Source organism: Sphingomonas corticis (assembly GCF_012035195.1).
GTDB classification, from domain to species: domain Bacteria; phylum Pseudomonadota; class Alphaproteobacteria; order Sphingomonadales; family Sphingomonadaceae; genus Sphingomonas; species Sphingomonas corticis.
On sequence record NZ_JAAVJH010000009.1, the window covers coordinates 1 to 19,818 of the forward strand.

Annotated in this window: 23 protein-coding genes and 1 pseudogene; 16 read left to right on the forward strand and 8 right to left on the reverse strand. The window is 71.3% G+C overall.

All coding sequences use genetic code 11. The annotated features are described in order from the left end of the window. Positions 1–318: 318 nt before the first annotated feature. The 3 genes and pseudogenes from HBH26_RS21355 to HBH26_RS13800 all read left to right on the forward strand — a co-directional run. Positions 319–1,593: pseudogene (locus HBH26_RS21355) on the forward strand (GAF domain-containing protein); the annotation flags it as partial. Between the two features lie 27 nt (positions 1,594–1,620). Beyond that, the gene (locus tag HBH26_RS21360; protein ID WP_476712836.1) at positions 1,621–3,138 is read left to right on the forward strand and encodes an ATP-binding protein; all 1,518 of its coding nucleotides are present in this window, start codon (positions 1,621–1,623) and stop codon (positions 3,136–3,138) included. Between the two features lie 56 nt (positions 3,139–3,194). Further along, complete coding sequence (locus HBH26_RS13800) at positions 3,195–3,371, forward strand: DUF2256 domain-containing protein (protein ID WP_168135218.1); 177 nt, start codon at positions 3,195–3,197, stop codon at positions 3,369–3,371. Here the strand turns inward: HBH26_RS13800 and purH are convergent. Continuing rightward, a complete protein-coding gene (gene purH / locus HBH26_RS13805; protein ID WP_168135219.1) occupies positions 3,343–4,929 on the reverse strand; it encodes a bifunctional phosphoribosylaminoimidazolecarboxamide formyltransferase/IMP cyclohydrolase in 1,587 nt (528 codons plus the stop codon). The genes HBH26_RS13800 and purH overlap by 29 nt on opposite strands. A 153-nt stretch (positions 4,930–5,082) precedes the next feature. Here purH and HBH26_RS13810 point away from each other — a divergent pair, with 153 nt between their 5' ends. The 3 genes from HBH26_RS13810 to HBH26_RS13820 are packed head-to-tail and all read left to right on the forward strand — an operon-like array spanning position 5,083 to position 6,813. Next, positions 5,083–5,715, forward strand: coding sequence for a DUF2491 family protein (locus HBH26_RS13810; RefSeq protein WP_209308569.1), 633 nt, complete (start codon positions 5,083–5,085; stop codon positions 5,713–5,715). A 13-nt stretch (positions 5,716–5,728) separates the two neighbouring features. Further along, a complete protein-coding gene (locus HBH26_RS13815; RefSeq protein WP_168135220.1) occupies positions 5,729–6,145 on the forward strand; it encodes a DUF350 domain-containing protein in 417 nt (138 codons plus the stop codon). A 5-nt stretch (positions 6,146–6,150) separates the two neighbouring features. Continuing rightward, positions 6,151–6,813, forward strand: a complete 663-nt coding sequence (locus HBH26_RS13820; RefSeq protein WP_168135221.1) for a DUF1190 domain-containing protein — start codon at positions 6,151–6,153, stop codon at positions 6,811–6,813. An 81-nt stretch (positions 6,814–6,894) separates the two neighbouring features. On the opposite strand, the gene rpoZ is transcribed toward HBH26_RS13820, so the two are convergent. Further along, entirely contained in the window at positions 6,895–7,239 is a 345-nt protein-coding gene (rpoZ, locus tag HBH26_RS13825; RefSeq protein ID WP_168135222.1) for a DNA-directed RNA polymerase subunit omega, read from the reverse strand. Positions 7,240–7,356: 117 nt separating this feature from the next. Here rpoZ and HBH26_RS13830 point away from each other — a divergent pair, with 117 nt between their 5' ends. Continuing rightward, on the forward strand, positions 7,357–8,544 hold the full coding sequence (locus tag HBH26_RS13830) for a phospholipase D-like domain-containing protein (protein ID WP_168135223.1): 1,188 nt from the start codon (positions 7,357–7,359) through the stop codon (positions 8,542–8,544). Between the two features lie 271 nt (positions 8,545–8,815). On the opposite strand, the gene HBH26_RS13835 is transcribed toward HBH26_RS13830, so the two are convergent. After that, entirely contained in the window at positions 8,816–9,430 is a 615-nt protein-coding gene (locus HBH26_RS13835) for a class I SAM-dependent methyltransferase (RefSeq protein ID WP_168135224.1), read from the reverse strand. Positions 9,431–9,634: 204 nt separating this feature from the next. Between HBH26_RS13835 and HBH26_RS13840 the strand changes: the two genes are divergently transcribed. After that, a complete protein-coding gene (locus tag HBH26_RS13840) occupies positions 9,635–10,924 on the forward strand; it encodes an MFS transporter (protein WP_168135332.1) in 1,290 nt (429 codons plus the stop codon). A 2-nt stretch (positions 10,925–10,926) separates the two neighbouring features. On the opposite strand, the gene ubiG is transcribed toward HBH26_RS13840, so the two are convergent. Beyond that, positions 10,927–11,673 (reverse strand): bifunctional 2-polyprenyl-6-hydroxyphenol methylase/3-demethylubiquinol 3-O-methyltransferase UbiG, encoded by a 747-nt coding sequence (gene ubiG / locus HBH26_RS13845; RefSeq protein ID WP_168135225.1) that lies wholly within the window; start codon positions 11,671–11,673, stop codon positions 10,927–10,929. Between the two features lie 51 nt (positions 11,674–11,724). Here ubiG and HBH26_RS13850 point away from each other — a divergent pair, with 51 nt between their 5' ends. Next, positions 11,725–12,984 (forward strand): aspartate kinase, encoded by a 1,260-nt coding sequence (locus HBH26_RS13850; RefSeq protein ID WP_168135226.1) that lies wholly within the window; start codon positions 11,725–11,727, stop codon positions 12,982–12,984. 35 nt (positions 12,985–13,019) lie between these two features. Here HBH26_RS13850 and HBH26_RS13855 read toward each other — a convergent pair whose 3' ends face one another. Beyond that, positions 13,020–13,436, reverse strand: coding sequence for a secondary thiamine-phosphate synthase enzyme YjbQ (locus HBH26_RS13855; RefSeq protein WP_168135227.1), 417 nt, complete (start codon positions 13,434–13,436; stop codon positions 13,020–13,022). 23 nt (positions 13,437–13,459) lie between these two features. Here HBH26_RS13855 and HBH26_RS13860 point away from each other — a divergent pair, with 23 nt between their 5' ends. After that, the gene (locus tag HBH26_RS13860) at positions 13,460–14,488 is read left to right on the forward strand and encodes an NAD(P)H-dependent flavin oxidoreductase (protein WP_168135228.1); all 1,029 of its coding nucleotides are present in this window, start codon (positions 13,460–13,462) and stop codon (positions 14,486–14,488) included. Between the two features lie 122 nt (positions 14,489–14,610). Here HBH26_RS13860 and HBH26_RS13865 read toward each other — a convergent pair whose 3' ends face one another. Together HBH26_RS13865 and HBH26_RS13870 are read right to left on the reverse strand one after the other, a co-directional pair. Further along, positions 14,611–15,237, reverse strand: coding sequence for an HAD family hydrolase (locus tag HBH26_RS13865; RefSeq protein WP_168135229.1), 627 nt, complete (start codon positions 15,235–15,237; stop codon positions 14,611–14,613). Next, a complete protein-coding gene (locus HBH26_RS13870) occupies positions 15,234–15,512 on the reverse strand; it encodes a DUF3572 domain-containing protein (protein ID WP_168135230.1) in 279 nt (92 codons plus the stop codon). Before HBH26_RS13870 ends, HBH26_RS13865 begins: the two co-directional genes overlap by 4 nt. A gap of 65 nt (positions 15,513–15,577) precedes the next feature. Here HBH26_RS13870 and HBH26_RS13875 point away from each other — a divergent pair, with 65 nt between their 5' ends. Together HBH26_RS13875 and HBH26_RS21210 are read left to right on the forward strand one after the other, a co-directional pair. Continuing rightward, on the forward strand, positions 15,578–15,940 hold the full coding sequence (locus tag HBH26_RS13875; RefSeq protein WP_168135231.1) for a response regulator: 363 nt from the start codon (positions 15,578–15,580) through the stop codon (positions 15,938–15,940). 257 nt (positions 15,941–16,197) lie between these two features. Beyond that, complete coding sequence (locus HBH26_RS21210; protein WP_338057397.1) at positions 16,198–16,599, forward strand: hypothetical protein; 402 nt, start codon at positions 16,198–16,200, stop codon at positions 16,597–16,599. A gap of 222 nt (positions 16,600–16,821) precedes the next feature. Here the strand turns inward: HBH26_RS21210 and rpmG are convergent, their stop codons facing one another. Next, entirely contained in the window at positions 16,822–16,989 is a 168-nt protein-coding gene (gene rpmG / locus HBH26_RS13885) for a 50S ribosomal protein L33 (RefSeq protein ID WP_168135232.1), read from the reverse strand. Between the two features lie 164 nt (positions 16,990–17,153). On the opposite strand from rpmG, the gene HBH26_RS13890 reads away from it, so the two are divergent. The 4 genes from HBH26_RS13890 (at position 17,154) to HBH26_RS13905 (ending at position 19,794) form a co-directional block, all read left to right on the forward strand. Next, positions 17,154–17,474, forward strand: a complete 321-nt coding sequence (locus HBH26_RS13890) for a hypothetical protein (RefSeq protein WP_168135233.1) — start codon at positions 17,154–17,156, stop codon at positions 17,472–17,474. Positions 17,475–17,484: 10 nt separating this feature from the next. After that, positions 17,485–18,048 carry a TMEM165/GDT1 family protein gene (locus HBH26_RS13895; RefSeq protein ID WP_168135234.1) on the forward strand — a complete coding sequence of 188 codons (564 nt, stop codon included), beginning with the start codon at positions 17,485–17,487 and terminating at the stop codon, positions 18,046–18,048. A gap of 64 nt (positions 18,049–18,112) precedes the next feature. Further along, positions 18,113–18,610: a ferritin-like domain-containing protein gene (locus HBH26_RS13900; protein ID WP_168135235.1), complete on the forward strand. Its 498-nt coding sequence runs from the start codon at positions 18,113–18,115 to the stop codon at positions 18,608–18,610. 32 nt (positions 18,611–18,642) lie between these two features. Continuing rightward, on the forward strand, positions 18,643–19,794 hold the full coding sequence (locus HBH26_RS13905; RefSeq protein ID WP_168135236.1) for a GNAT family N-acetyltransferase: 1,152 nt from the start codon (positions 18,643–18,645) through the stop codon (positions 19,792–19,794). The last annotated feature ends 24 nt before the right edge of the window (positions 19,795–19,818 follow it).

Sequence of the window (19,818 nt, forward strand, 5' to 3'; positions counted from 1 at the left end):
CTCTTGGGAAAGAACGGCCGCAGCCGCTCCATCTGCTCGTCGGTCAGCCAAAACAGGTCGCTCATTCCGGTCTCCTTGCGGAGCCTGAATCAGATCGCAACGCTCACATCAATGGGTCCTGACCCTAGACTCCCGTGAATGTCCTCCTCCTCCCCATCGCGCGGATGAGCGCGAGCGCCGATGTCGGTCGCCGATGAACCTGATCCCGCGCTCGCGTTCCTGGCGGGCGGCGGCGAGATGGGCGCGCGGATCCGCGCGCATGACTGGTCCGAGTCGCTGGGCGAGCCGCGATCCTGGCCGCAGTCGCTGCGATCGGCGATGTCGATCTGCCTCCACTCCAGCTTCCCCACTGCGATCTACTGGGGAGCGGAGCTCCGCCTGCTCTACAACGACGCCTGGCGACCCGTGGCGGCGGAACGTCATCCCCGGGCGCTCGGGCGGCCGGGCGTGGAGGTGTGGAGCGACATCTGGAGCGTGATCGACGCGCAGTTCGCCCAGGTGCTGCGCACCGGCGAGGGCTTCTCGACCTACGACCAGCTGCTGCCGATGGTGCGCGGCGGCGTGGTTCAGGAGACCTACTGGAACTACAGCCTCACGCCGATCCGCGGGGAGGACGGCACGGTGGCCGGCGTCTTCAACCAGGGGCATGAGACGACCGAGCGGGTGCTGGGCGAGCGACGCTCGCTCGCCGAGCGGGACCGGCTGCGCTTCCTGGCCGCGCTGGACGACCAGCTGCGCACGTCGCGCGATCCGGCCGGGGTGATGCACGCCGCGGCGGCGCTGCTGGCGCGCCACCTGGGCACGTCGCGCACCGCCTATGCCGACGTGGACGACGACAACGACCGCTTCAGCATCCGCGACGATTACACCGCCGCCGGCGTCGATACGTCGATCGGCAGCTACAGCCTGGACCTGTTCGGCCCGCGCGCCGCCGCCGACATGCGCGGGGGCAGCACGCTGGTGATCCGCGACGTGGCGGCGGAACTCGCGCCCGGCGCGGGGCGCGACATGTTCCGCTCGATCGGGATCGAGGCGATCGTGTGCTGCCCGCTGCTGAAGGACGGCCGCCTGGCCGCGATGATGGCCGTGCACCAGGACGCCCCGCGCGACTGGCAGCCGGAGGAGATCGCGCTGGTCGAGGCGGCGGTGGAGCGCTGCTGGGCCTATATCGAGCGCGCCGGGGCGGAGGCGCGCCTGCGCGAGATGAACGAGACGCTGGAGGAGCGCGTGTCCGCGGCGCTCGCCGAGCGCAAGATCCTGTCCGACCTGTTCGAGACAACGACCGCGTTCGTGCAGATCCTCGACCGCGACTATCGCTTCCTCGCGGTCAACAAGGCGTCGGCCGACGAATATGGCCGGGTGTTCGGCTTCCGCCCCTCCGCCGGCGACAACCTCCTCGATCTGCTCCGCGACACGCCGCAGCGCGAGCCGGTCCACGCCCTGTGGCGCCGGGTGCTGGCGGGCGAGACGTTCAGCCACGTCGCGGAGATGGGCGAGGCGCGGTTGGGACGCGCCTGGTACGACATGAAGTTCGCCCCGGTCCTGAACGCCGCCAGCGACATCATCGGCGCCAGCCTGTTCGGCTACGACGTCACCGGGCGCGTCCACGAGCAGCAGCAGCTGGCGGCGACGGAGGCGGCGCGGCGCGAAGCGGACGCGCTGTACCGCGCCTATTTCGAGCATACGGCGGAGGCGCTGTTCGTCGTCGGAATCCGCGACGACGGCGGCTTCTCGATCGAGGAGCTCAATCCGACGCACGAGCGGCTGACCGGGCTGAGCACGGACGCGCTGAAGGGCAAGCCGATCGAGGAGCAGCTGCCCGCCGACGTGGTGGACGCGGTATCGGCCAACTTCCGCCGCGCGGTCGCGGAAGGGCAGCCGATCAGTTACCGCGAGGTGGTCGACCTGCCCAGCGGGCGGCGTCACTGGGACACGATCCTCGTGCCCGTCGACGGGCCGGAGCGGCGGGTGACGCGCATCATCGGCAGCTCGCGCGACGTGACCGCGCGGGTGCAGGCCGAGGAGCAGCTGCGACAGAGCCAGAAGCTGGAGGCGATGGGCAGCCTGACGGGCGGCGTCAGCCACGATTTCAACAACCTGCTGACCCCGATCATCGGCGCGCTCGACCTGTTGCAGCGCAAGGATGTGGGCGGGGACCGGGAAAAGCGGCTGATCGACGGCGCGCTGCAATCGGCGGAGCGTGCGCGCGTGCTGGTGCAGCGCCTGCTCGCCTTCGCCCGGCGCCAGCCGCTCCAGGCGGTGTCGGTCGACATTGCGGAGCTGGTGAACGGCATGGCCGGCCTGATCGGGTCGACGCTGGGACCGCAGATCAAGATCGTCGTGGAGGTGGGAGACGACCTGCCGGTCGCCTCGGCCGATCCGAACCAGCTGGAGATGGCGCTGCTGAACCTGGCGGTGAACGCGCGCGACGCGATGCCGGACGGCGGAACGCTGCGCATCACGGCGCGCGGCGAGGATGTCGTCACCGGGCGGTCCGACCACCTCGCTCCGGGCCGCTACGTCCGCCTGTCGGTGGCGGACACGGGCATCGGCATGGAGGCGGAGACGCTGAAGCGGGCGGTCGAGCCCTTTTTCTCGACGAAGGGCATCGGCAAGGGCACCGGGCTGGGGCTCAGCATGGTCCACGGCCTCGCCGCGCAGCTCGGCGGCGAGCTGACGATCGCCAGCCGCCCTGCGCTGGGCACCAACGTCGAACTGTGGCTGCCGGTCGGCAGCGCGCCCGCGGCGTCCTCGCCGACCGGGGGCAGGGACGCTGCCGCGCCGCGGCGGAACGGCACCGCGCTGCTGGTCGACGACGAGCCGCTGGTCCGCGCCACCACCGCCGACATGCTGGCGGAACTGGGCTTCACCGTGGTGGAGGCGGGGTCGGCCGAGGAGGCGCTGGACGCCATCGACCGCGGCCTCCGGCCCGACGTCATCGTCACCGATCACCTGATGACCGGCCGCTCGGGGAGCGAACTGGCGGCGGAGACGCGCGGGCGCTTCCCCGACCTGCCCGTCCTGCTCGTCTCCGGCTACGCCGACGTCGCCGGCGTCGATCCCGACCTGCCGCGGCTGGTGAAGCCGTTCCGGCAGGTCGATCTCGCCGCGCGCCTGGCGGAGCTGACCGGCCGCTAGACCAGGGCGGGCGACGCCCGACGGGACACCGCCGATCGCTCGCGCGTTGGCCGGCGATGGCGCATCGAAAGCCCCATCTGCCGACGAAGACATGCGCCGCCTGCGCCCGCCCGTTCGCGTGGCGCAAGAAGTGGGCGCGCGACTGGGACGCTGTGCGCTACTGCTCCGACCGGTGCCGCGGGGCCGGTGCGTCGAAGAACGGCGTCAGTGGCGGAAGTGACGCATCCCGGTGAAGACCATCGCCAGCCCGGCCTCGTTCGCCGCCGCGATCACCTCGTCATCGCGGATCGACCCGCCCGGCTGGATCACCGCCGTCGCGCCCGCCTCCACCGCGGCCAGCAGCCCGTCGGCGAACGGGAAGAAGGCGTCGGACGCCACCGCCGAGCCGATCGTCCGCGGTGCGCCCCAGCCCGCCTTGTCGGCCGCATCCTTCGCCTTCCACGCGGCGATGCGCGCCGATTCCAGCCGGTTCATCTGCCCCGCGCCGACGCCCGCGGTGGCGCCGTCCTTCGCGTAGACGATGGCGTTCGATTTCACGTGCTTGGCCACGGTCCAGGCGAACAGGCAGTCGGCCAGCTCCTGCTCGGTCGGCTGGCGCTCCGTCACCACCTTCAGCTCCGCCGCGGTGATGCGCCCGGCATCGCGCGACTGGACCAGCCAGCCGCCCGCGATCGACTTGGCCGACAGGCCCGCGCGGCCGGGATCGGGTAGCTCCCCCGTCAGCAGCAGGCGCAGGTTCTTGCGCGCGGCGAACAGCGCGAGGGCCTCCTCGTCGGCGTCGGGGGCAATCACCACCTCGGTGAAGATGCCGGTGATCGCCTTTGCCGTCTCGCCGTCGAGCGGGCGGTTGACCGCGATGATGCCGCCGAACGCGCTCACCGTGTCGCAGGCGAAGGCCTCGGCATAGGCTTCGCCCAGCGTCGCCGCGGTGGCGACGCCGCAGGGGTTGGCGTGCTTCACGATGACGCAGCTGGGCTGGGCGTCGCGGAACTCTGCGACCAGTTCCAGCGCCGCGTCCGCGTCGTTGTAGTTGTTGTAGCTCAGCGCCTTGCCCTGCACCTGGCGCGCCTGGCCGACGCCGCGCGCGCCAAGGTTCGTGCCCGCGCCGGTCGCGGCGTAGAAGGCGGCGGTCTGGTGCGGGTTCTCGCCGTAGCGAAGCTCCGGCCCCGCGCGCTTCAGCGTCAGCGGCAGCGTCTCGGGGAAGCGCTCGCCCTGGTCGGCGAAGCCGAACCAGCTGGCGATCGCCGAATCATATTCCGCGGTGCGCGCGAACGCCTTGGCGGCCAGCCGCTTGCGCGTCGCCAGCGTGGTCTCGCCGCTCTCGACCAGCGGATAGTCCGCGGGATCGGTGACGATCGCCACATAGGCATGGTTCTTCGCCGCCGAGCGCACCATCGACGGCCCGCCGATGTCGATGTTCTCGACGATCTCGTCCCGGTCCGCGCCCTTCGCCACCGTCTGCACGAAGGGGTAGAGATTGACGACGACGAGGTCGATCGCGCCGATGCCGTGCTCCTGCATCGACGCGGCGTGGGCGGCGTCGTCGCGCACCGCCAGCAGGCCCCCGTGGACCTTGGGATGCAGCGTCTTGACGCGACCGTCCATCATCTCCGGAAAGCCGGTCAGGTCGGAGATGTCCTGCACCGCCAGCCCCGCGTCGCGCAGCGCCCGGGCGGTGCCGCCGGTGGACACCAGCTCCACTCCCTTCTCGGACAGCGCGCGGGCGAGATCGACGACGCCCGTCTTGTCGGAAACGGAGAGGAGCGCGCGGCGAATGGGGATGCTGGTCATGCGCGGCGCGATAGGCGCGGGGGGCGGGGAGGGCAAGGTTGGCGGCCCGCCGCGCCCGACGTCGTGTCGGCCTCTCCCCGGGGCGACGGATCGAGCGACCCGGCATGCAAAGCGCTTCACCTGCCCGGCCCGTCCCTCTAGAAGGGTACGGGCATGATCTGGAACCGGCTCTTCGGCGGGGAGGCTCCCGCGGCCAGCGGCGTCGCCGTGGTGCGCGACATCACGATCGGGCGGCAGGTGCGGCTCGACCCGCTGGCCTGGCGGCGGCTGGCGGGCGCGGCATTCACGCTGGATCGCGACACGCTGGAGATCACCGCGCAGGGCGTCGTGAAGCTGGACGAGGGCGGCTACGTCCACCGCTTCTACACCGACGACGAGCTGATGCTGCAGGCCGTCAGCCAGAAGGCGGATGGGTCGGACGCGGACGATTTCACGCTGTTCCGTCCGTGGACCTCCACTTATCCCGCGGGGCCGTGGGACACGACCTTCGACGAGCGGCTGAGGAAGGCCGTGTGGGACGAGCCCGGGCTGCCGCGCTTCACCCGGTTCTGGTATCCCGGCGACGATCGCGAGCAGCCGCCGGTGCAATTGTGGGAAGCGGTGCACTGGGAGCGCGACGCCCCGCCGGTAAAGCACGTGCGCCAGCGCTGCATGCTCTACGCGCGCGAGGTGGACGGCGCCGGGCAGGAGCTGCTGCTCGCCATCGCGATGCAGACGGAGGGCGGCGACCTGACGCACGAGATCATGGTCGGCCTGCCGCTGCTGCCGGCCGAGTTCGGCGCCTGACGGGGAGAGGGCAATGGGGTTCGACGCGCGCTACTTCATCGACGGGGCGGGGCATTTCGTGCTCGCCTTCGGCGTCGCCTGCGTGCTGCTGGCGGTGTTCAAGCGGGTCTATCAATGGTCCACCCCCTATGACGAGCGCGCGCTGCTGGCCGCAGGCAACAATGCCGCCGCCGCCGCGCTGGGCGGCGCGATCGTCGGCTTCGCGCTGCCGCTCGCCTCGGCGCTGACGGTGACGGCGGATCCGGTCGAGTTCCTGGCCTGGGCAGTGCTGGCCGGCGTGGTGCAGGTGGTCGCCGCCTTCGTCATCCGTCGCTTCGTCGTGCGCGACCTGACGCGGCGGATCGAGGAGGGGAACGTCGCCACCGGGCTCTACGCCGGTGCCACCTCGATCGCGGTCGGCCTCATCAACGCCGCCAGCATGACCTATTGAGGCGGATGATGAGCGATCCCTTCCTTCCCCGCCGCCGCAAGCGCTCCGCCGCGCCCGCGCTGACCGCGGCAGGCGCGCTGGCGATGCTGGGCGGATGCGACCCCGCGCCGTCCGAGCAGCAGGTCTCGCGCGAGCGCTACGGCGCGCCGACCGAGGTCGCCGCGTTCGCCACGCCGGCCGAGTGCAAGGCGAGCGGCGATTTCGCCGCCGTCACCTGCGACGAGGCCGCGGCCGCGGCAGCCAAGGACGACGGCGCCACGGCGCCGCGCTTCGAATCGAAGCAATTGTGCGAGGAGCAGTTCGGCGAGGCGATGTGCTTCCAGCGCGACGGGCAGCAGGCGTCCGGCGGGGGCGGCAGCTTCTTCGTGCCGCTGCTAACCGGCTTCATGATCGGGAACGCGCTGAACGGCGGCGGCTATCGCTACCAACCCTTGTACCGCAACCGCGACGACGGCCGCTACTACACGCCGTCAGGCGCCTGGCTGTTCAACGGCGGCTACGGCGGACGAGCGCACGGCTATCAGGTGGGATCGCGGGCGATCAGCACGCCGGTGACGACGCAGCGCATCCAGACGCGCAGCTCGGTCGTGTCGCGCGGCGGCTTCGGCGGGCGCGTGTCGGCGCGGTCGAGCGGCGGCTGGGGCGGCGGGCGCTCGTTCGGCGGCTGAGGCCCGATACTTCCCCGGCGACGAGAAAGGCCGGCCGCCCCATCGGACGACCGGCCCCCGAACTCCCGGCACCTCGGGCGATCAGCCGTCGTAGTCGGCACCCAGGTTCTGGTTGCGCGGCGGCGCGACCGCGGTGAGGCGCAGCGCTTCGGCCGAGGCGGCGAGGCTGCCGACCGCGTCCGCCTCTTCCTCGTCGTCGACGCGCACGCGCTGGAGGCCGGTGATCGCGGATTCGTGCAGATCGCCCGGACGGATCGTCTCCTCCGCGATCTCGCGCAGCGCGACGACGGGGTTCTTGTCGCGGTCGCGATCGATCGTCAGTTCCGCACCGCCCGACACCTGGCGCGCGCGCTGGGCGGCGAGCAGGACGAGATCGAAGCGGTTCGGGATCTTGTCGACGCAATCCTCGACGGTGACGCGCGCCATCGACGCACTCCTTTGATTTGAGAAGCTGGCGGAAGAACGGACGCAGGTAGGCCGCGACCCCGCCAAAGTCAAGAAAAGCGCGCTTGCGCCGCCGCGCGACGGGCCGCACAGCGGGGCATGGATGCGCCCGCCGACCAGCCGACCTTCACCGTCGACGGCAACCGGCTGACGCTGCTGGACACCGGGCCGCGCCGGCTGGACGCGGTGCTGGCGCTGATCGAGCGGGCGCACACCTCGCTGCGGATGATCTTCTACATCTACGCCGACGACCACGCCGGGCGCCGGGTCAACGCCGCGCTGACGGCGGCGGCGCGGCGCGGGGTGAAGGTGGCGCTGATCGTCGACGGCTTCGGCGCGGACCGGGCCGATTTCTTCCGGCCGCTGGAGGCGGCGGGGGTGGGTGTCTGCCGTTTCTCGCCGCGGTTCGGCCGCCGCTACCTGTTGCGCAACCACCAGAAGCTGGCGCTGGCCGACGCGGAGACCGCGGACGCGCGCATCATCACCGGCGGCTTCAATATCGAGGACGATTATTTCGGCACCCCCGCGGATCAGGCGTGGCGCGATCTGGGCTTGCTGCTGGAGGGACCGGCGGCGGCGCGGATGGCGGGCTATTTCGACGCGCTGGAGGAGGGGATCCGCGGCGGCGGGCGGGTGCGGCGGCTGAACAAGGCGCTTGCGCAGTGGAGCGAGCGGACGGGACGCCTGCGCTGGACGATCGGCGGGCCGACGCGGCGGCTGTCGCCATGGGCGCGTGCGATCAAGCACGACATGCGCCGCGCTCGCCGTATCGACCTGATCGCCGGCTATTTCATGCCCAGTCCCATGCTGCTGCGCCGGATCGAGCGCGCCGGCGTCGGCCGCGGGCGGCGCCATCGTGCCGAGGTGCGGGTGGTGACGGCGGCGAAATCGGACAACAACGTGACGATCGCGGCGGCGCGCTTTACCTATGCCGGGCTGCTGCGCCGCGGCGTGCGCCTGTTCGAGTACCAGCCGACGAAGCTGCATACCAAGCTGTACGTGGTCGACCGCGCGACCTGGATCGGCAGCGCCAATTTCGACATGCGCAGCCTGTTCATCAATCTCGAGCTGATGCTCCGCATCGAGGACCGCGCCTTCGCGGACCATTGCCGCGCCTATATCGACGGCGAGGTGGCGCAATCGGTGGAGGTCACCCGCGACGCCTATCGTGCGGCGACCGGCTGGTGGCAGCGCGCAAAGCAGTTCGCCGCCTATCTGCTGACCGCGGTGGCGGACCCGGCGATCTCGCGGGGGTTGAACTTCGGTATCGACGAGGATGACGGTTGAGGTTCACGCGAAGGCGCGAGGACGCGAAGAAGAAAGATTGGTTCGCGCGGAGGCGCGGAGGCGCAGAGAGGGGGCGTTCGTGGCGATCGTCTCGCGTCAGCGAGACAGGGGATCTTGCGGCAGCCATAAGCTGAGCCGCCTGCCGCGGCTCGGAATATCACCGCAGGTGCGACACCTCCGCGTCCCCGCGCCTCCGCGCGAACAGATCTTCTTCTTTTCCCTCGCGTCTTCGCGTGAACCCGTTCTCTCACACCGACGCACGAACCCGCCTTTACTCCTTCCACCCCCAGTAGAGCTGCGCCGGCGGCACGTTCCACCATTCCATGTCGTGGTCGATCCGCTCGAAATGCGGCGCGATGAAGTCACGCACCTTGGGGCTGAACTGATAGACCAGGAAGGCGCCGCCGGACCGCAGCACGTCGTGCGTCGCCTGCGCGATCGCCGGCCCGACGCCGTCGGGCAGCGTGGAGAAGGGCAGGCCGGACAGGACGTAGTCCGCGCCGTCATGCCCGTGCTCGGCGACGATCCGCTCCACGTCGGCGGCCGATCCGTGCACGGCGGAGAAGCGCGAATCGGTGATCGTGTGGTCGAGGTAGCGGATGAAGTCCGCATTGGTGTCGATCGCGATCAGCGTCGCGTCGGGCGCCATCTTCTCCAGGATCGGGCGGCAGAAGGTGCCGACGCCGGGGCCGTATTCGACGAAGAGCTTGCACGAGGCCCAGTCCACCGGCCGCAGCATCTTCGCGATCAGCCGGTCCGACGACGGGATGATCGACCCCACCATCACCGGATGCTTCAGGAAGCCGGACAGGAACATCTGCCAGGGCGAGGGCACGCCGGCGGCCTTGGTGCGGTCGCGCCGCAGCGCGTTGATCTGGCTGGGCATGGAAAAGGCGAGACTCCCCGGTACGTGATCGCGGGCCTTCACGATGCGGCAGCCTCGCTGAAAAGGCTGAACGTCGCAAAAGCACGAGGGTTGCCATAGCGGCCTTGCGCCCCGCCCCCAAGCGCCTAATCGGGTGGCGATGCGGGACGAACCGGGCGAGAGGAGCGGGCAGTGACGCGCGGGTTCGACCGCAGCTTCGCGCTGATGTTCCTCGTCATGCTGACGATCGCGGCGGGCAATACGGCGCTGCAATCGGTCCTCCCCGCGCTCGGCCGCTCGCTCGGCGTCGCCGACAGCGCGGTGGCGGCGGCCTTCTCCGTGTCCGCGCTGCTGTGGGTGCTCGCCGCCCCGTTCTGGGCCAACCGGTCCGACCGGCACGGGCGGCGCGTGATGATCCTGCTGGGCATGGGCGGCTTCTGCGTCAGCCTCGCGCTGTGCGGCGTCTTCCTGGCCGCGGGCATCAACGGCGTGATCGGCGGCACCACGGCGTTCCTGCTCTTCATCCTCGGCCGGCTGATCTACGGCACGTTCGGTTCCGCCGCGCCGCCCGCAGTGCAGGCGCTGGTGGCGGGCAACACGACGCGCGAGGAGCGGACGCGCGCGCTGACGCTGCTGGCGAGCGCGTTCGGCCTCGGCACCATCCTCGGCCCCGCGATCGCGCCCTATCTGATCCTGGGCCAGTGGGGTGCGGTGGAGGTGGGGCTGGCCGGTCCCGCCTTCGTCTTCGCGGTGTTCGGCCTCGTCGTCTTCGTCACCGTGCGCCGCACGCTGCCCGACGACCGCGACATCGCCGCGGGCGTCGGCGGGGCGGCCAACGCCTATCCGTCGATCGGCGGGCAGTCGACCGGCGCCAGCGTCACCGCCGCCACCGAGCCCAAGGGGGGCGACGCGGTCGGCTACCTCGATCCGCGCATCCGCGCGTGGATGATCGCGGGGCTGGTGATGGGCCATGCGCAGGCGATGACGGGGCAGGCGATCGGCTTCCTCGTCATCGACCGGCTGGGCCTGCCGCCCGCGCTGGCGCTGGAGCCGACCGGCATCGTGCTGATGATGGGCGCGGGGGCGGCGCTGCTGGCGCAATGGGGATTGATCCCGCTGCTGAACCTGAAGCCGCGCGCGCTGGTGCTGGTGGGCCTCGTCCTCGCCGCCGCGGGAACGGCGCTGACCGGGCTGGCGACGTCGCTCTACGGCATCGCCACCGCCTATGCGCTGGCCAGCCTCGGCTTCGGCTTCACCCGGCCCGGCTTCACCGCGGGGTCGAGCCTGGCGGTCGGCCCGCGCGCGCAAGGGGCGGTCGCGGGCAAGGTGACGAGCGTGAACGGCGCCAGCTTCGTGCTCGGCCCGTCGATCGGCGTAGGCCTGTACGAGTGGCACCACCCGCTTCCGTATCTGGTCGCGGGTGCCGGGTGCGTGCTGCTGGCGATCTACTGCTGGCGCGCGCTGACCGAGCCCGCCGCGGCGGAGGTCGCCGCCTTCGACGATCCCGTCGTCTGATCTCAGCGGCGGGTGGCGGTGACGAAATAGTCGAGCGCGGTGGAGGCGCCGAGCGTGAAGCCCGTGGCACCCAGCGTCATCCCGGTGACGTCGTCGACGCGCATCCCCGCGTCCTCCAGCATCGCGGTCAGTTCCGCGGGCGTCAGGAAGCGGTCCCAGTCGTGCGTGCCGCGCGGGATCGCGCCCAGCCGCTCCGCCCCCTCGACCAGCGCGACGCGCGACCAGAAGGTGCGGTTGGGCGTCGACATCACCAGCAGCCCGCCCGGCGCCACCCCCGCCGCCAGCGCGGCGACGAAGGCGGCGGGATCGGCGACGTGCTCCACCACCTCCAGCGAGCAGACGAGGTCGAACGCCTCGCCCGCCACCGCGTCCGTCCCGCCGACGCGATAGTCGATCGACAGGCCGCGCCGCCCGGCGTGCGCGCGGGCCACCGCCACGCTCTCCTCCGCCGCGTCCACCGCGGTGACGGCGGCGCCCAGCCGCGCCAACGGCTCGGCCAGCAGCCCGGCGCCGCAGCCCATGTCCAGCGCGCGCCGGCCCGCCAGCGGCGCGAAGCCCGCGTCGTCGCCGTCCCAATGCCGGTCCGCCGCGGCACGGATGTAGCCGAGCCGCACGGGGTTCAGCCGGTGGAGCATCGCCGACGTGCCCGCCGGATCCCACCATTCCGCCGCCAGCCGGCCGAAATGCGTCGCCTCGCGCGCGATGATGGAGCGATCGCTGGTTGCGGCTGATACGGTTGCGTGCGCCATGACCGGTCCCTATCAGCACCCCCGTTTTCCCACCAGCGCGAAGGGCGGTCCGTGGCACGCATCGTGATGAAGTTCGGCGGCACCTCCATGGCCGGCATCGAACGCATCCGCAGCGTGGCCGCGCGCGTGAAGCGCGAGGCGGAAGCCGGGAACCAGGTCGCCGTCGTCGTCTCCGCCATGGCCGGGGAGACCGACCGGCTCGTCGGCTTCTGCCGCGAGGCGTCGCCGCTCTACGATCCCAGGGAATATGACGTCGTCGTCGCCGCGGGCGAGCAGGTGACGAGCGGCCTCCTGGCCATCGCGCTGCAGGCGATCGGCGTGCCGGCGCGCTCGTGGCTCGGGTGGCAGCTGCCGATCCACACCGACGACGCCTTCGCCAAGGCGCGCATCGGCACGATCGACACCGCCGCCCTGGACGAGAGCCTGGCGCGCGGCGAGGTGGCGGTGATCCCCGGCTTCCAGGGGAAGAGCGTTGACGGGCGTGTGACGACGCTGGGCCGCGGCGGATCGGACACGTCCGCGGTGGCGGTGGCCGCCGCGATGAAGGCGGACCGCTGCGACATCTACACCGACGTCGACGGCGTCTACACCACCGACCCGCGCATCGTGCCGCGCGCGCGCAAGCTCGCCAAGGTGACGTACGAGGAGATGCTGGAACTGGCGTCGGTGGGCGCCAAGGTGCTGCAGACCCGCTCGGTCGGCCTCGCCATGAAGGAGAAGGTGCGCGTCCAGGTGCTGTCCAGCTTCACCGACGCCGACGCGCCCATGGCCGACACATTGCCCGGCACGATGATCGTCGCCGAAGAGGAGATCACAGAGGTGGAACGCCAGCTCATCACCGGCATCGCGCACGACAAGAATGAGGCGAAGATCACGCTGACGGCGGTTCCCGACAAGCCGGGCGCGGTGGCCGCCATCTTCGAGCCGCTGGCCGCGGCGTCGATCAACGTGGACATGATCATCCAGAACATCGCGCACGGATCGGCGTCGACCGACGTCACCTTCACCGTGCCCTCGGCCGATCTCGCCCGCTCGATCGAGGCGCTGAACCAGGGGCGGGAGGCGATCGGCTTCGGCGAGCTGATCCACGACACCCGCGTCGCGAAGATCAGCGTCGTCGGCGTCGGCATGCGCAGCCACGCCGGCGTCGCCAGCACGATGTTCACCACGCTGGGCGCGCGCGGCATCAACATCCAGGCGATCTCGACCAGCGAGATCAAGGTCAGCGTCCTGATCCACGAGGACGAGACCGAACTGGCGGTTCGCGTGCTGCACACCGCCTATGGCCTGGATGCGGAAGAGGCGGCGTAAGTCGACGCCGCCCCTGCTCCGGCGCGGATGAGGCGCTACTCCCCCATCACCTGCACCGCCACCCGCCGCCGGTGCGGCGCCGTCCGGTGTTCGAACAGGTACACGCCCTGCCACGTGCCGAGCGCCATCGCGCCGGCGATGACGGGGATCGACAGCGACACGTCGGTCAGCGCGGTGCGCAGGTGGGCGGGCATGTCGTCCGGCCCCTCGTCGTCGTGCTCGTAGGCGCCGCTCTCCGGCGCGACGCCGGCGATCCAGCGTTGCAGGTCGCGCTTTACCGCGGGCGCGGCGTTCTCGTTGATCGTCAGCGAGGCGCTGGTGTGGCGGCAGAACAACGTCAGCAGCCCCGCGCCGATGCCCTGCGCCGCCAGCCAGTCCGCCACCTCTCGCGTGATCTCGTGCAGGCCCTGTCCGCGCGTCGCCACGGTCAGCTCCCCGGTTGCCTGTCTCATCGCGTCTCCCTACGGCAGGCATCATGACCGACACGACCGCCGGCTCCGCCCGTCTGTCCGCGCTGATGCAACGCGGCAACGACTTCCTTGGCTCCCGCTTCGCCGTGCTGGGCGGGGCGATGTCGTGGGTGAGCGAGCGGCACCTGGTCGCGGCCATCAGCGAGGCGGGCGGCTTCGGCGTGATCGCATGCGGCGCGATGACTCCCGAGCTGCTCGACGCGGAGATCGCGGCGACGAAGGCGCGCACGGGCACGCCCTTCGGCGTCAACCTCATCACCATGCACCCGCAACTGACCGAGCTGATCGCGGTATGCGCGCGCCACGGCGTCGGCCACGTCGTGCTGGCCGGCGGGCTGCCGCCCAAGGGCTCGCTGGAGGCGATCAAGCAGGGCGGCGCGAAGGTCATCTGCTTCGCGCCGACGCTGGCGCTGGCCAAGAAGCTGATCCGCAGCGGCGTCGACGCGCTGGTGATCGAGGGGATGGAAGCGGGCGGCCACATCGGCCCCGTGTCGACCAGCGTGCTGGCGCAGGAGATGCTGCCCGAGATCGCCACCGTGCTGCCCGTCTTCGTCGCGGGCGGGATCGGCCGGGGGGAGGCGATCGCCGGCTATCTCGAGATGGGCGCGGCGGGCGTGCAGCTGGGCACGCGGTTCGTTTGCGCAACCGAATCGATCGCCCATGCCAATTTCAAGAAGGCGTTCATCCGCGCCAGCGCGCGCGACGCGGTGGCCAGCGTGCAGATCGACCCGCGCCTGCCCGTCATCCCCGTGCGCGCGCTGAAGAATTCGGCGTCGGAGCTGTTCGCCGCGAAGCAGCGCGAGGTGGCGCAGTCGCTGGACGAGAGCCGCGTCGCCATGACGGAGGCGCAGTTGCAGATCGAGCACTACTGGGCGGGCGCGCTCCGCCGCGCGGTGATCGACGGCGACGTCGAGCATGGCAGCGTCATGGCGGGGCAGTCGGTCGGCATGGTGACGAAGGAGGAGCCGGTCGCCGACATTCTCGCCACGCTGATGGACGAGGCCGCCGCCGCGCTGACGCGCCGGGCGGCGTAGCGGCGGAGGCGACTGCTCGCGCGATCAGAATCCACGTTTCCGTTCGTGCTGAGAAGAGGCTGACAAGCCTCGTCTCCAAGCACGAGCGTGACGGTCGTCCCACGTGCTTCGAGGACGCCGGCCTAAGCCGCCGGCCTGGCCTCTGCAAACCTTGCCGCGATCCAGTCCGCCGCCTGTTCCCAGTCGTCGATCCGCGCGTGCGCTGCGGGGGAGGTGGGGACGCCGGGCGACAGCTCGGGTTCGCTCACCATGTGGAGCCGCCACACGCCGGGCGCGTGCTCCGCCACCGACTGGTGATGGTGCGGCAGGTCGTCGACGAAGACGGTGACGGGGTCGCCGTATTCCGCCACCAGTCGCGCCACGGGGCCGCCCTTGCCGCCCTGGTTGCACTCCACGCGATGCGCGATGCCGAACGCGGCCAGCTGCTCCACGCGATGCGCCTGGCAATGGTCCTGCAGGTTGGTGAGGATGACGACGTCCGCCACCTGCGCCAGCCGCGCCAGCGCCTCCCGGGCGCCGGGCACCAGCGTCTGCCGGTGCATCTCCGCCGGGAAGAAGCCGCCGAGGAAGCCGAACATCTCCTCCTGCGTCAGCGCGGGGCCGCCGCCGCGGCGCTTCATCGACTTGGCCAGCTCCCACGTGCCGATGGTGAAGTCCACCTCGTGCGCTTCGCCCAGCCACGTCGCGAAGTGGCGCACCATGTGCAGCAGCACCTCGTCGCAATCGGATATCAGGAGCGGGCGCGTCATGCGGTATCCTCCAGCGCGGCACGCGCGCGGACCAGGGCGAGGGGGGCGACGTCGAGCGCATCGGCGCAGGCGAGAAGATCGGGCTCGTGCGACTCGAGGAAACCCAGCGCCGCGGCCAGCACCGCCGGCTCGCCGATGCGCGCGCGCAGCCCCGCCCCGTCGAGCCCGGTCAGCGCCAGCAGCCGCGCGGCGCGATCCTCGTCGCTGAGCGTCCACGCGATCGCGCGCAGGGCCGTGGTCTCGGCGGCTTCTTCGTTTGAACTGGCTGGGTGCATGGCCTATCGTCGCGGACGGGGAAAAATGATGCCGGATCCCTTGGGAAAGTAGGGAGCAACCGCGGGTGGCAAAAAGGGTGCTCGTTGTCGAGGACAACGAACTGAACCTGAAGCTGTTCTGCGACCTGCTGCGGGCGCATGATTTCGCGGCCGAACCGGTGCGCGACGGCCGCGAGGCGGTGGATCGCGCCCGCGCCTTCCAGCCCGACCTGATCGTGATGGACATCCAGATGCCCCACGTGACCGGCTATGAGCTGATCCTGGAGATCAAGGCGGACGAGACGCTGCGCACGATCCCGATCATGGCCGTCACCGCCTATGCCGGGCGCGAGGACGAGGATCGCATCCGTGCCGCCGGCGCCGACGCCTATGTGTCCAAACCGATCAGCCTGGCGCGCTTCATCCAGGCGGTCGGCGCGCTGACGTGACGCTGGACGTGCGCGAGGCGGAACGGCGGGTTCTCCGGCTGTTCGCGCAGGGGCATAGCGCGAAAAGTGCGGCGGTCGAACTCGGCCTCTCCGTCAATGCGGTGAACGAACGGCTGCGCGACGCACGTCGCCGCACGGGCGTGGGCAGCAGCCGGGAATTGGCCCGGCTCCTGTGCGCACAGGAAAATCGTGACGATGTTTCTGGGCTTCCCGCGGCGGCCGGCCCGGCGCCATCCCCGCCGCTCAATCGCGGGAGGATGACGATGATGATGATCGCCGGAATGATCGGTGCGGGCGTAACGGCGGCGGCGATGCTGGCCGCCTCCGCGGGCGAGACACCGGCGGCGCCGCCGCGCGTGCTGCGTATCGTGCCCTCCAGCGGCGCGACCGTGCCGGCCGGACCGCTGGAGGTGACGGTGACGTTCGACCGGCCGATGCGCGGGGACGGCTGGTCCTTCACCACCAGCGACCGCGGCCGCTACCCGCGCTGCGCGGCCGTCCCGCGCCTCTCGCCCGATCGGCGCACCTTCACGCTCGCCTGTACGGTGGAGGCGGGCGGCCGCTACGCGATCGGCATCAACGGCGGGCGATACCGCAACTTCGTCGGCGAAAACGGGATGCCGGCGACGGCCGCGCAGACGATGTTCCGGGCGCGGTGAGACGGCCTGCCTCCGGTCGTGCTGAGCCCGTGGAATCACTGACGTTCTTCGCGCCGCCTTCACGATGGCAGAACGGCGCTTCGACAAGCTCGGCGCGAAGGGACGGGTCCGCTTTGCCGCCAACGGCAAAGGCCGCGGGGCGTCGCCGCCCGCGGCCCTGGATCCCGGCCCCAGGAGATGTGGGCCGGGATGACCGAACGGTCGCTTACGCAACCCGTACGGTCACTTGATCTTGGCTTCCTTGAACTCGACGTGCTTGCGCGCGACGGGGTCGTACTTGTTGAAGCTCAGCTTCTCCGTCTTCGTGCGCGGGTTCTTCTTCGTGACGTAGAAGAAGCCGGTGTCGGCGGAGCTGACGAGCTTGATCTTGACGGTGGTCGGCTTGGCCATGACCGGTTCCTGAAAAACGATGAATGAAAAGGGCGACGGAAACTGGCCCGTCGCCGCACAAGGTGGGGCGCATGGCGCAAGGCCGCGGCGGAGTCAAGCCGCCGGCGGTTTTACGCGGCCTTTACCCGGCGCTGCCATGGTCGTCCGGTGAGGAGGCTGCGGCGATGATGGACGGCACCGGAACGAGCACGCTGGCGACGGTGAGGGCGGACCTTTCCCGGCGGATCGGCGCGATCGAGTGGCGCGCGGGGCCGCGCGGCGTCGCCGTGGAGGTGGATGCGATCCGCGCCATCGCGCACCGCCACCACATGCTGCCCGCCGTCACCGTCGCGCACCTGCTGGAGGGCGCGCTCGCCCGCGGCGAGCATGGCGCGCTGGTCCACGGCTGGCTCGCCATGCTGCGCGACGCGGTGGCCAGCGACCGGCAGGACGAGGCCGCCTCGCGCGCCTTCGCTGCCGCCTGCTCGGTTCGCTTCGCCGCCTGACCCTTCCGTCATGGACGCGCTGATGGCCGCGCTCGTGCTGGCGGCACTGACGCAGGCGTCCGACCGCACGCCGTGGCTCGCCGCGATCCTGGCCGACCGGCTGGGGCGCGGCACGGTGGTCGTCGCCGGCCTCGTCGCGCTCGCGCTCAGCTACGCCATCGGCGTCGCCGGCGGACGGCTGCTCGCGCCGGTGATGACGCCCGCGGCGACGCTGCTGCTGCTCGCGCTCGCGCTCGTGCTGGCGGGCGTGGGCACCGGCTGGCGCGTGGCGCGGCCGGAGGCGCTGGAACGCTGGCGCCTGCCCGCCCCCGTCACCGCCGTGCTCGGCCTGTTCATCATGGCGTTCGGCGACCGGATGCAGTTCGTCGTCGTCGCGCTGGCGGCGCGCAGCGACCTGCCCTGGGCGGCGGCGGTCGGTGCGACGATCGGCGCGGGGCTGGTCGCGGGTGCGGCGGCCCTCGCGGGGGAGGCGGCGTGGCTCGCCCTGCCGCTCCGCGCCGTCCGCCTCGCCGCGGCGCTGCTGCTGACCGGCGCGGGGCTGGTGACGGGCGTGGCGGCGGTGGGGCTCGTCTGAGCGGGGAGCGTTTGCGCGCGACCGTCGTTGTCGTGGCGAAATCAAATCCGAAGGGAGCCGCCCCGTGGCCGACATCAATCCCGCGCTGAACACGCCGACCGACCTGGCGCGCAACGACACACGCACGGTCGCCGACGCGCTGAACGCCTCGCTGGCCGATTGCTACGCGCTGTACCTGAAGACGAAGAACTTCCACTGGCACGTCTCCGGCCCGCACTTCCGCGACTACCACCTGCTGCTGGACGATCAGGCCACGCAGATCCTGGGCGTGACGGACGCGATTGCCGAGCGGGTGCGCAAGACGGGCAACACCACGCTGCGCTCCATCGGCGACATCTCCCGCCGGCAGGGAATCGTCGACAACGACCGCGACTTCGTGTCGGCGGAGGACATGCTGTCCGAGCTTCGCGACGACAACCTGAAGCTGGTGGAACGGTTCAGGGAGGTGAAGGACGCCGCCGAGGAAGCGAAGGACAACGCCACCAGCGGCATCGTCGACGAGTGGACCGACCAGGCCGAGGAGCGCGCCTGGTTCCTGTTCGAGGCCAGCCGGAAGGGCTGACGCCGGCCCGTGCCGCGACCATATAGGCGGCGATGACACCTCTCACCGCGCGCATCGCCGCCGGCGTTGCGGACATCCCGGCCGCCGACTGGGATGCCTGCGCCGGCGGCGGCAATCCCTTCGTCGGTCACGCCTTCCTCGCCGCGCTGGAGGCGTCGGGCAGCGTCGGCGGGCAGAGCGGGTGGCAGCCGGTCCCCATCGTCGTCGACGGGGCGGACGGCCGCCCCGCCGCGGTCGCGCCCGCCTACGCCAAGTCGCACAGCCAGGGCGAGTACGTCTTCGACCACGCCTGGGCCGACGCGTGGGAGCGGGCCGGCGGCGCCTATTATCCCAAGCTCCAGGTCGCGGCGCCCTTCACCCCGGTCCCCGGCCCGCGCCTGCTGCTGCGCGCCGATGGCGAAGGGCAGGGGGCGGGGCCCGCGCTGATCGCCGCGCTGGAGGCGGTGGTGCGCCGGCACGATCTGTCCTCCGCCCACGCCACCTTCGTCGATCCCGCGCAGCTCCCGCTGTTCGAAGCCGCCGGCTGGCTGGTGCGCGAGGGCACGCAGTTCCACTGGACCAACCGCGGCTACGCCAGCTTCGACGATTTCCTCGGCGCGCTGGCCAGCCGCAAGCGCAAGGCGATCCGTAAGGAGCGCGCCGCCGCGGTGGAGGGGCTGACGATCCGCCACCTCCCCGGGCCGGCGATCGGCGCGCGCGAGTGGGACGCCTTCTGGTCCTTCTATCAGGACACCGGCAGCCGGAAGTGGGGTCGTCCCTACCTGACCCGCGCTTTCTTCCCGCTGCTGGGCGAGGTGCTGGGAGACCGCGTGCTGCTGATCCTGGCGGAGCGGGACGGCGTGCCGATCGCGGGCGCGCTGAACCTGGTCGGCGCCGACGCGCTGTACGGCCGCTACTGGGGCTGCGTGGAGGAGGTGCCGTTCCTCCACTTCGAGCTGTGCTACTATCAGGCGATCGACGCCGCCATCGCGCGCGGCCTGTCCCGGGTGGAGGCGGGGGCGCAGGGCGAGCACAAGCTGGCGCGCGGTTACGAGCCGGTGCCGACCTGGTCCGCGCACTTCCTGCCCGATCCCGGCTTCCGCCGCGCGGTCGCGGATTTTCTGGTGCGCGAGCGCGAGGCGGTGGCGATGGACCGCACGCTGCTGTCCGATATGGTGCCGTTCCGCCGCGGCGACACGCCGTAGCGGCCGCCCGCTTCAACCCGCGTT

Excerpts from the sequence above, each read along its gene's own strand:
- HBH26_RS13800 (WP_168135218.1), top strand. The coding sequence starts at position 3,195 with ATGGCGCATCGAAAGCCCCATCTGCCGACGAAGACATGCGCCGCCTGC.
- purH (WP_168135219.1), bottom strand. The coding sequence starts at position 4,929 with ATGACCAGCATCCCCATTCGCCGCGCGCTCCTCTCCGTTTCCGACAAG.
- HBH26_RS13810 (WP_209308569.1), top strand. The coding sequence starts at position 5,083 with ATGATCTGGAACCGGCTCTTCGGCGGGGAGGCTCCCGCGGCCAGCGGC.
- HBH26_RS13815 (WP_168135220.1), top strand. The coding sequence starts at position 5,729 with ATGGGGTTCGACGCGCGCTACTTCATCGACGGGGCGGGGCATTTCGTG.
- HBH26_RS13820 (WP_168135221.1), top strand. The coding sequence starts at position 6,151 with ATGATGAGCGATCCCTTCCTTCCCCGCCGCCGCAAGCGCTCCGCCGCG.
- rpoZ (WP_168135222.1), bottom strand. The coding sequence starts at position 7,239 with ATGGCGCGCGTCACCGTCGAGGATTGCGTCGACAAGATCCCGAACCGC.
- HBH26_RS13830 (WP_168135223.1), top strand. The coding sequence starts at position 7,357 with ATGGATGCGCCCGCCGACCAGCCGACCTTCACCGTCGACGGCAACCGG.
- HBH26_RS13835 (WP_168135224.1), bottom strand. The coding sequence starts at position 9,430 with ATGCCCAGCCAGATCAACGCGCTGCGGCGCGACCGCACCAAGGCCGCC.
- HBH26_RS13840 (WP_168135332.1), top strand. The coding sequence starts at position 9,635 with ATGTTCCTCGTCATGCTGACGATCGCGGCGGGCAATACGGCGCTGCAA.
- ubiG (WP_168135225.1), bottom strand. The coding sequence starts at position 11,673 with ATGGCGCACGCAACCGTATCAGCCGCAACCAGCGATCGCTCCATCATC.
- HBH26_RS13855 (WP_168135227.1), bottom strand. The coding sequence starts at position 13,436 with ATGAGACAGGCAACCGGGGAGCTGACCGTGGCGACGCGCGGACAGGGC.
- HBH26_RS13860 (WP_168135228.1), top strand. The coding sequence starts at position 13,460 with ATGACCGACACGACCGCCGGCTCCGCCCGTCTGTCCGCGCTGATGCAA.
- HBH26_RS13865 (WP_168135229.1), bottom strand. The coding sequence starts at position 15,237 with ATGACGCGCCCGCTCCTGATATCCGATTGCGACGAGGTGCTGCTGCAC.
- HBH26_RS13870 (WP_168135230.1), bottom strand. The coding sequence starts at position 15,512 with ATGCACCCAGCCAGTTCAAACGAAGAAGCCGCCGAGACCACGGCCCTG.
- HBH26_RS21210 (WP_338057397.1), top strand. The coding sequence starts at position 16,198 with ATGACGATGATGATGATCGCCGGAATGATCGGTGCGGGCGTAACGGCG.
- rpmG (WP_168135232.1), bottom strand. The coding sequence starts at position 16,989 with ATGGCCAAGCCGACCACCGTCAAGATCAAGCTCGTCAGCTCCGCCGAC.
- HBH26_RS13890 (WP_168135233.1), top strand. The coding sequence starts at position 17,154 with ATGATGGACGGCACCGGAACGAGCACGCTGGCGACGGTGAGGGCGGAC.
- HBH26_RS13895 (WP_168135234.1), top strand. The coding sequence starts at position 17,485 with ATGGACGCGCTGATGGCCGCGCTCGTGCTGGCGGCACTGACGCAGGCG.
- HBH26_RS13905 (WP_168135236.1), top strand. The coding sequence starts at position 18,643 with ATGACACCTCTCACCGCGCGCATCGCCGCCGGCGTTGCGGACATCCCG.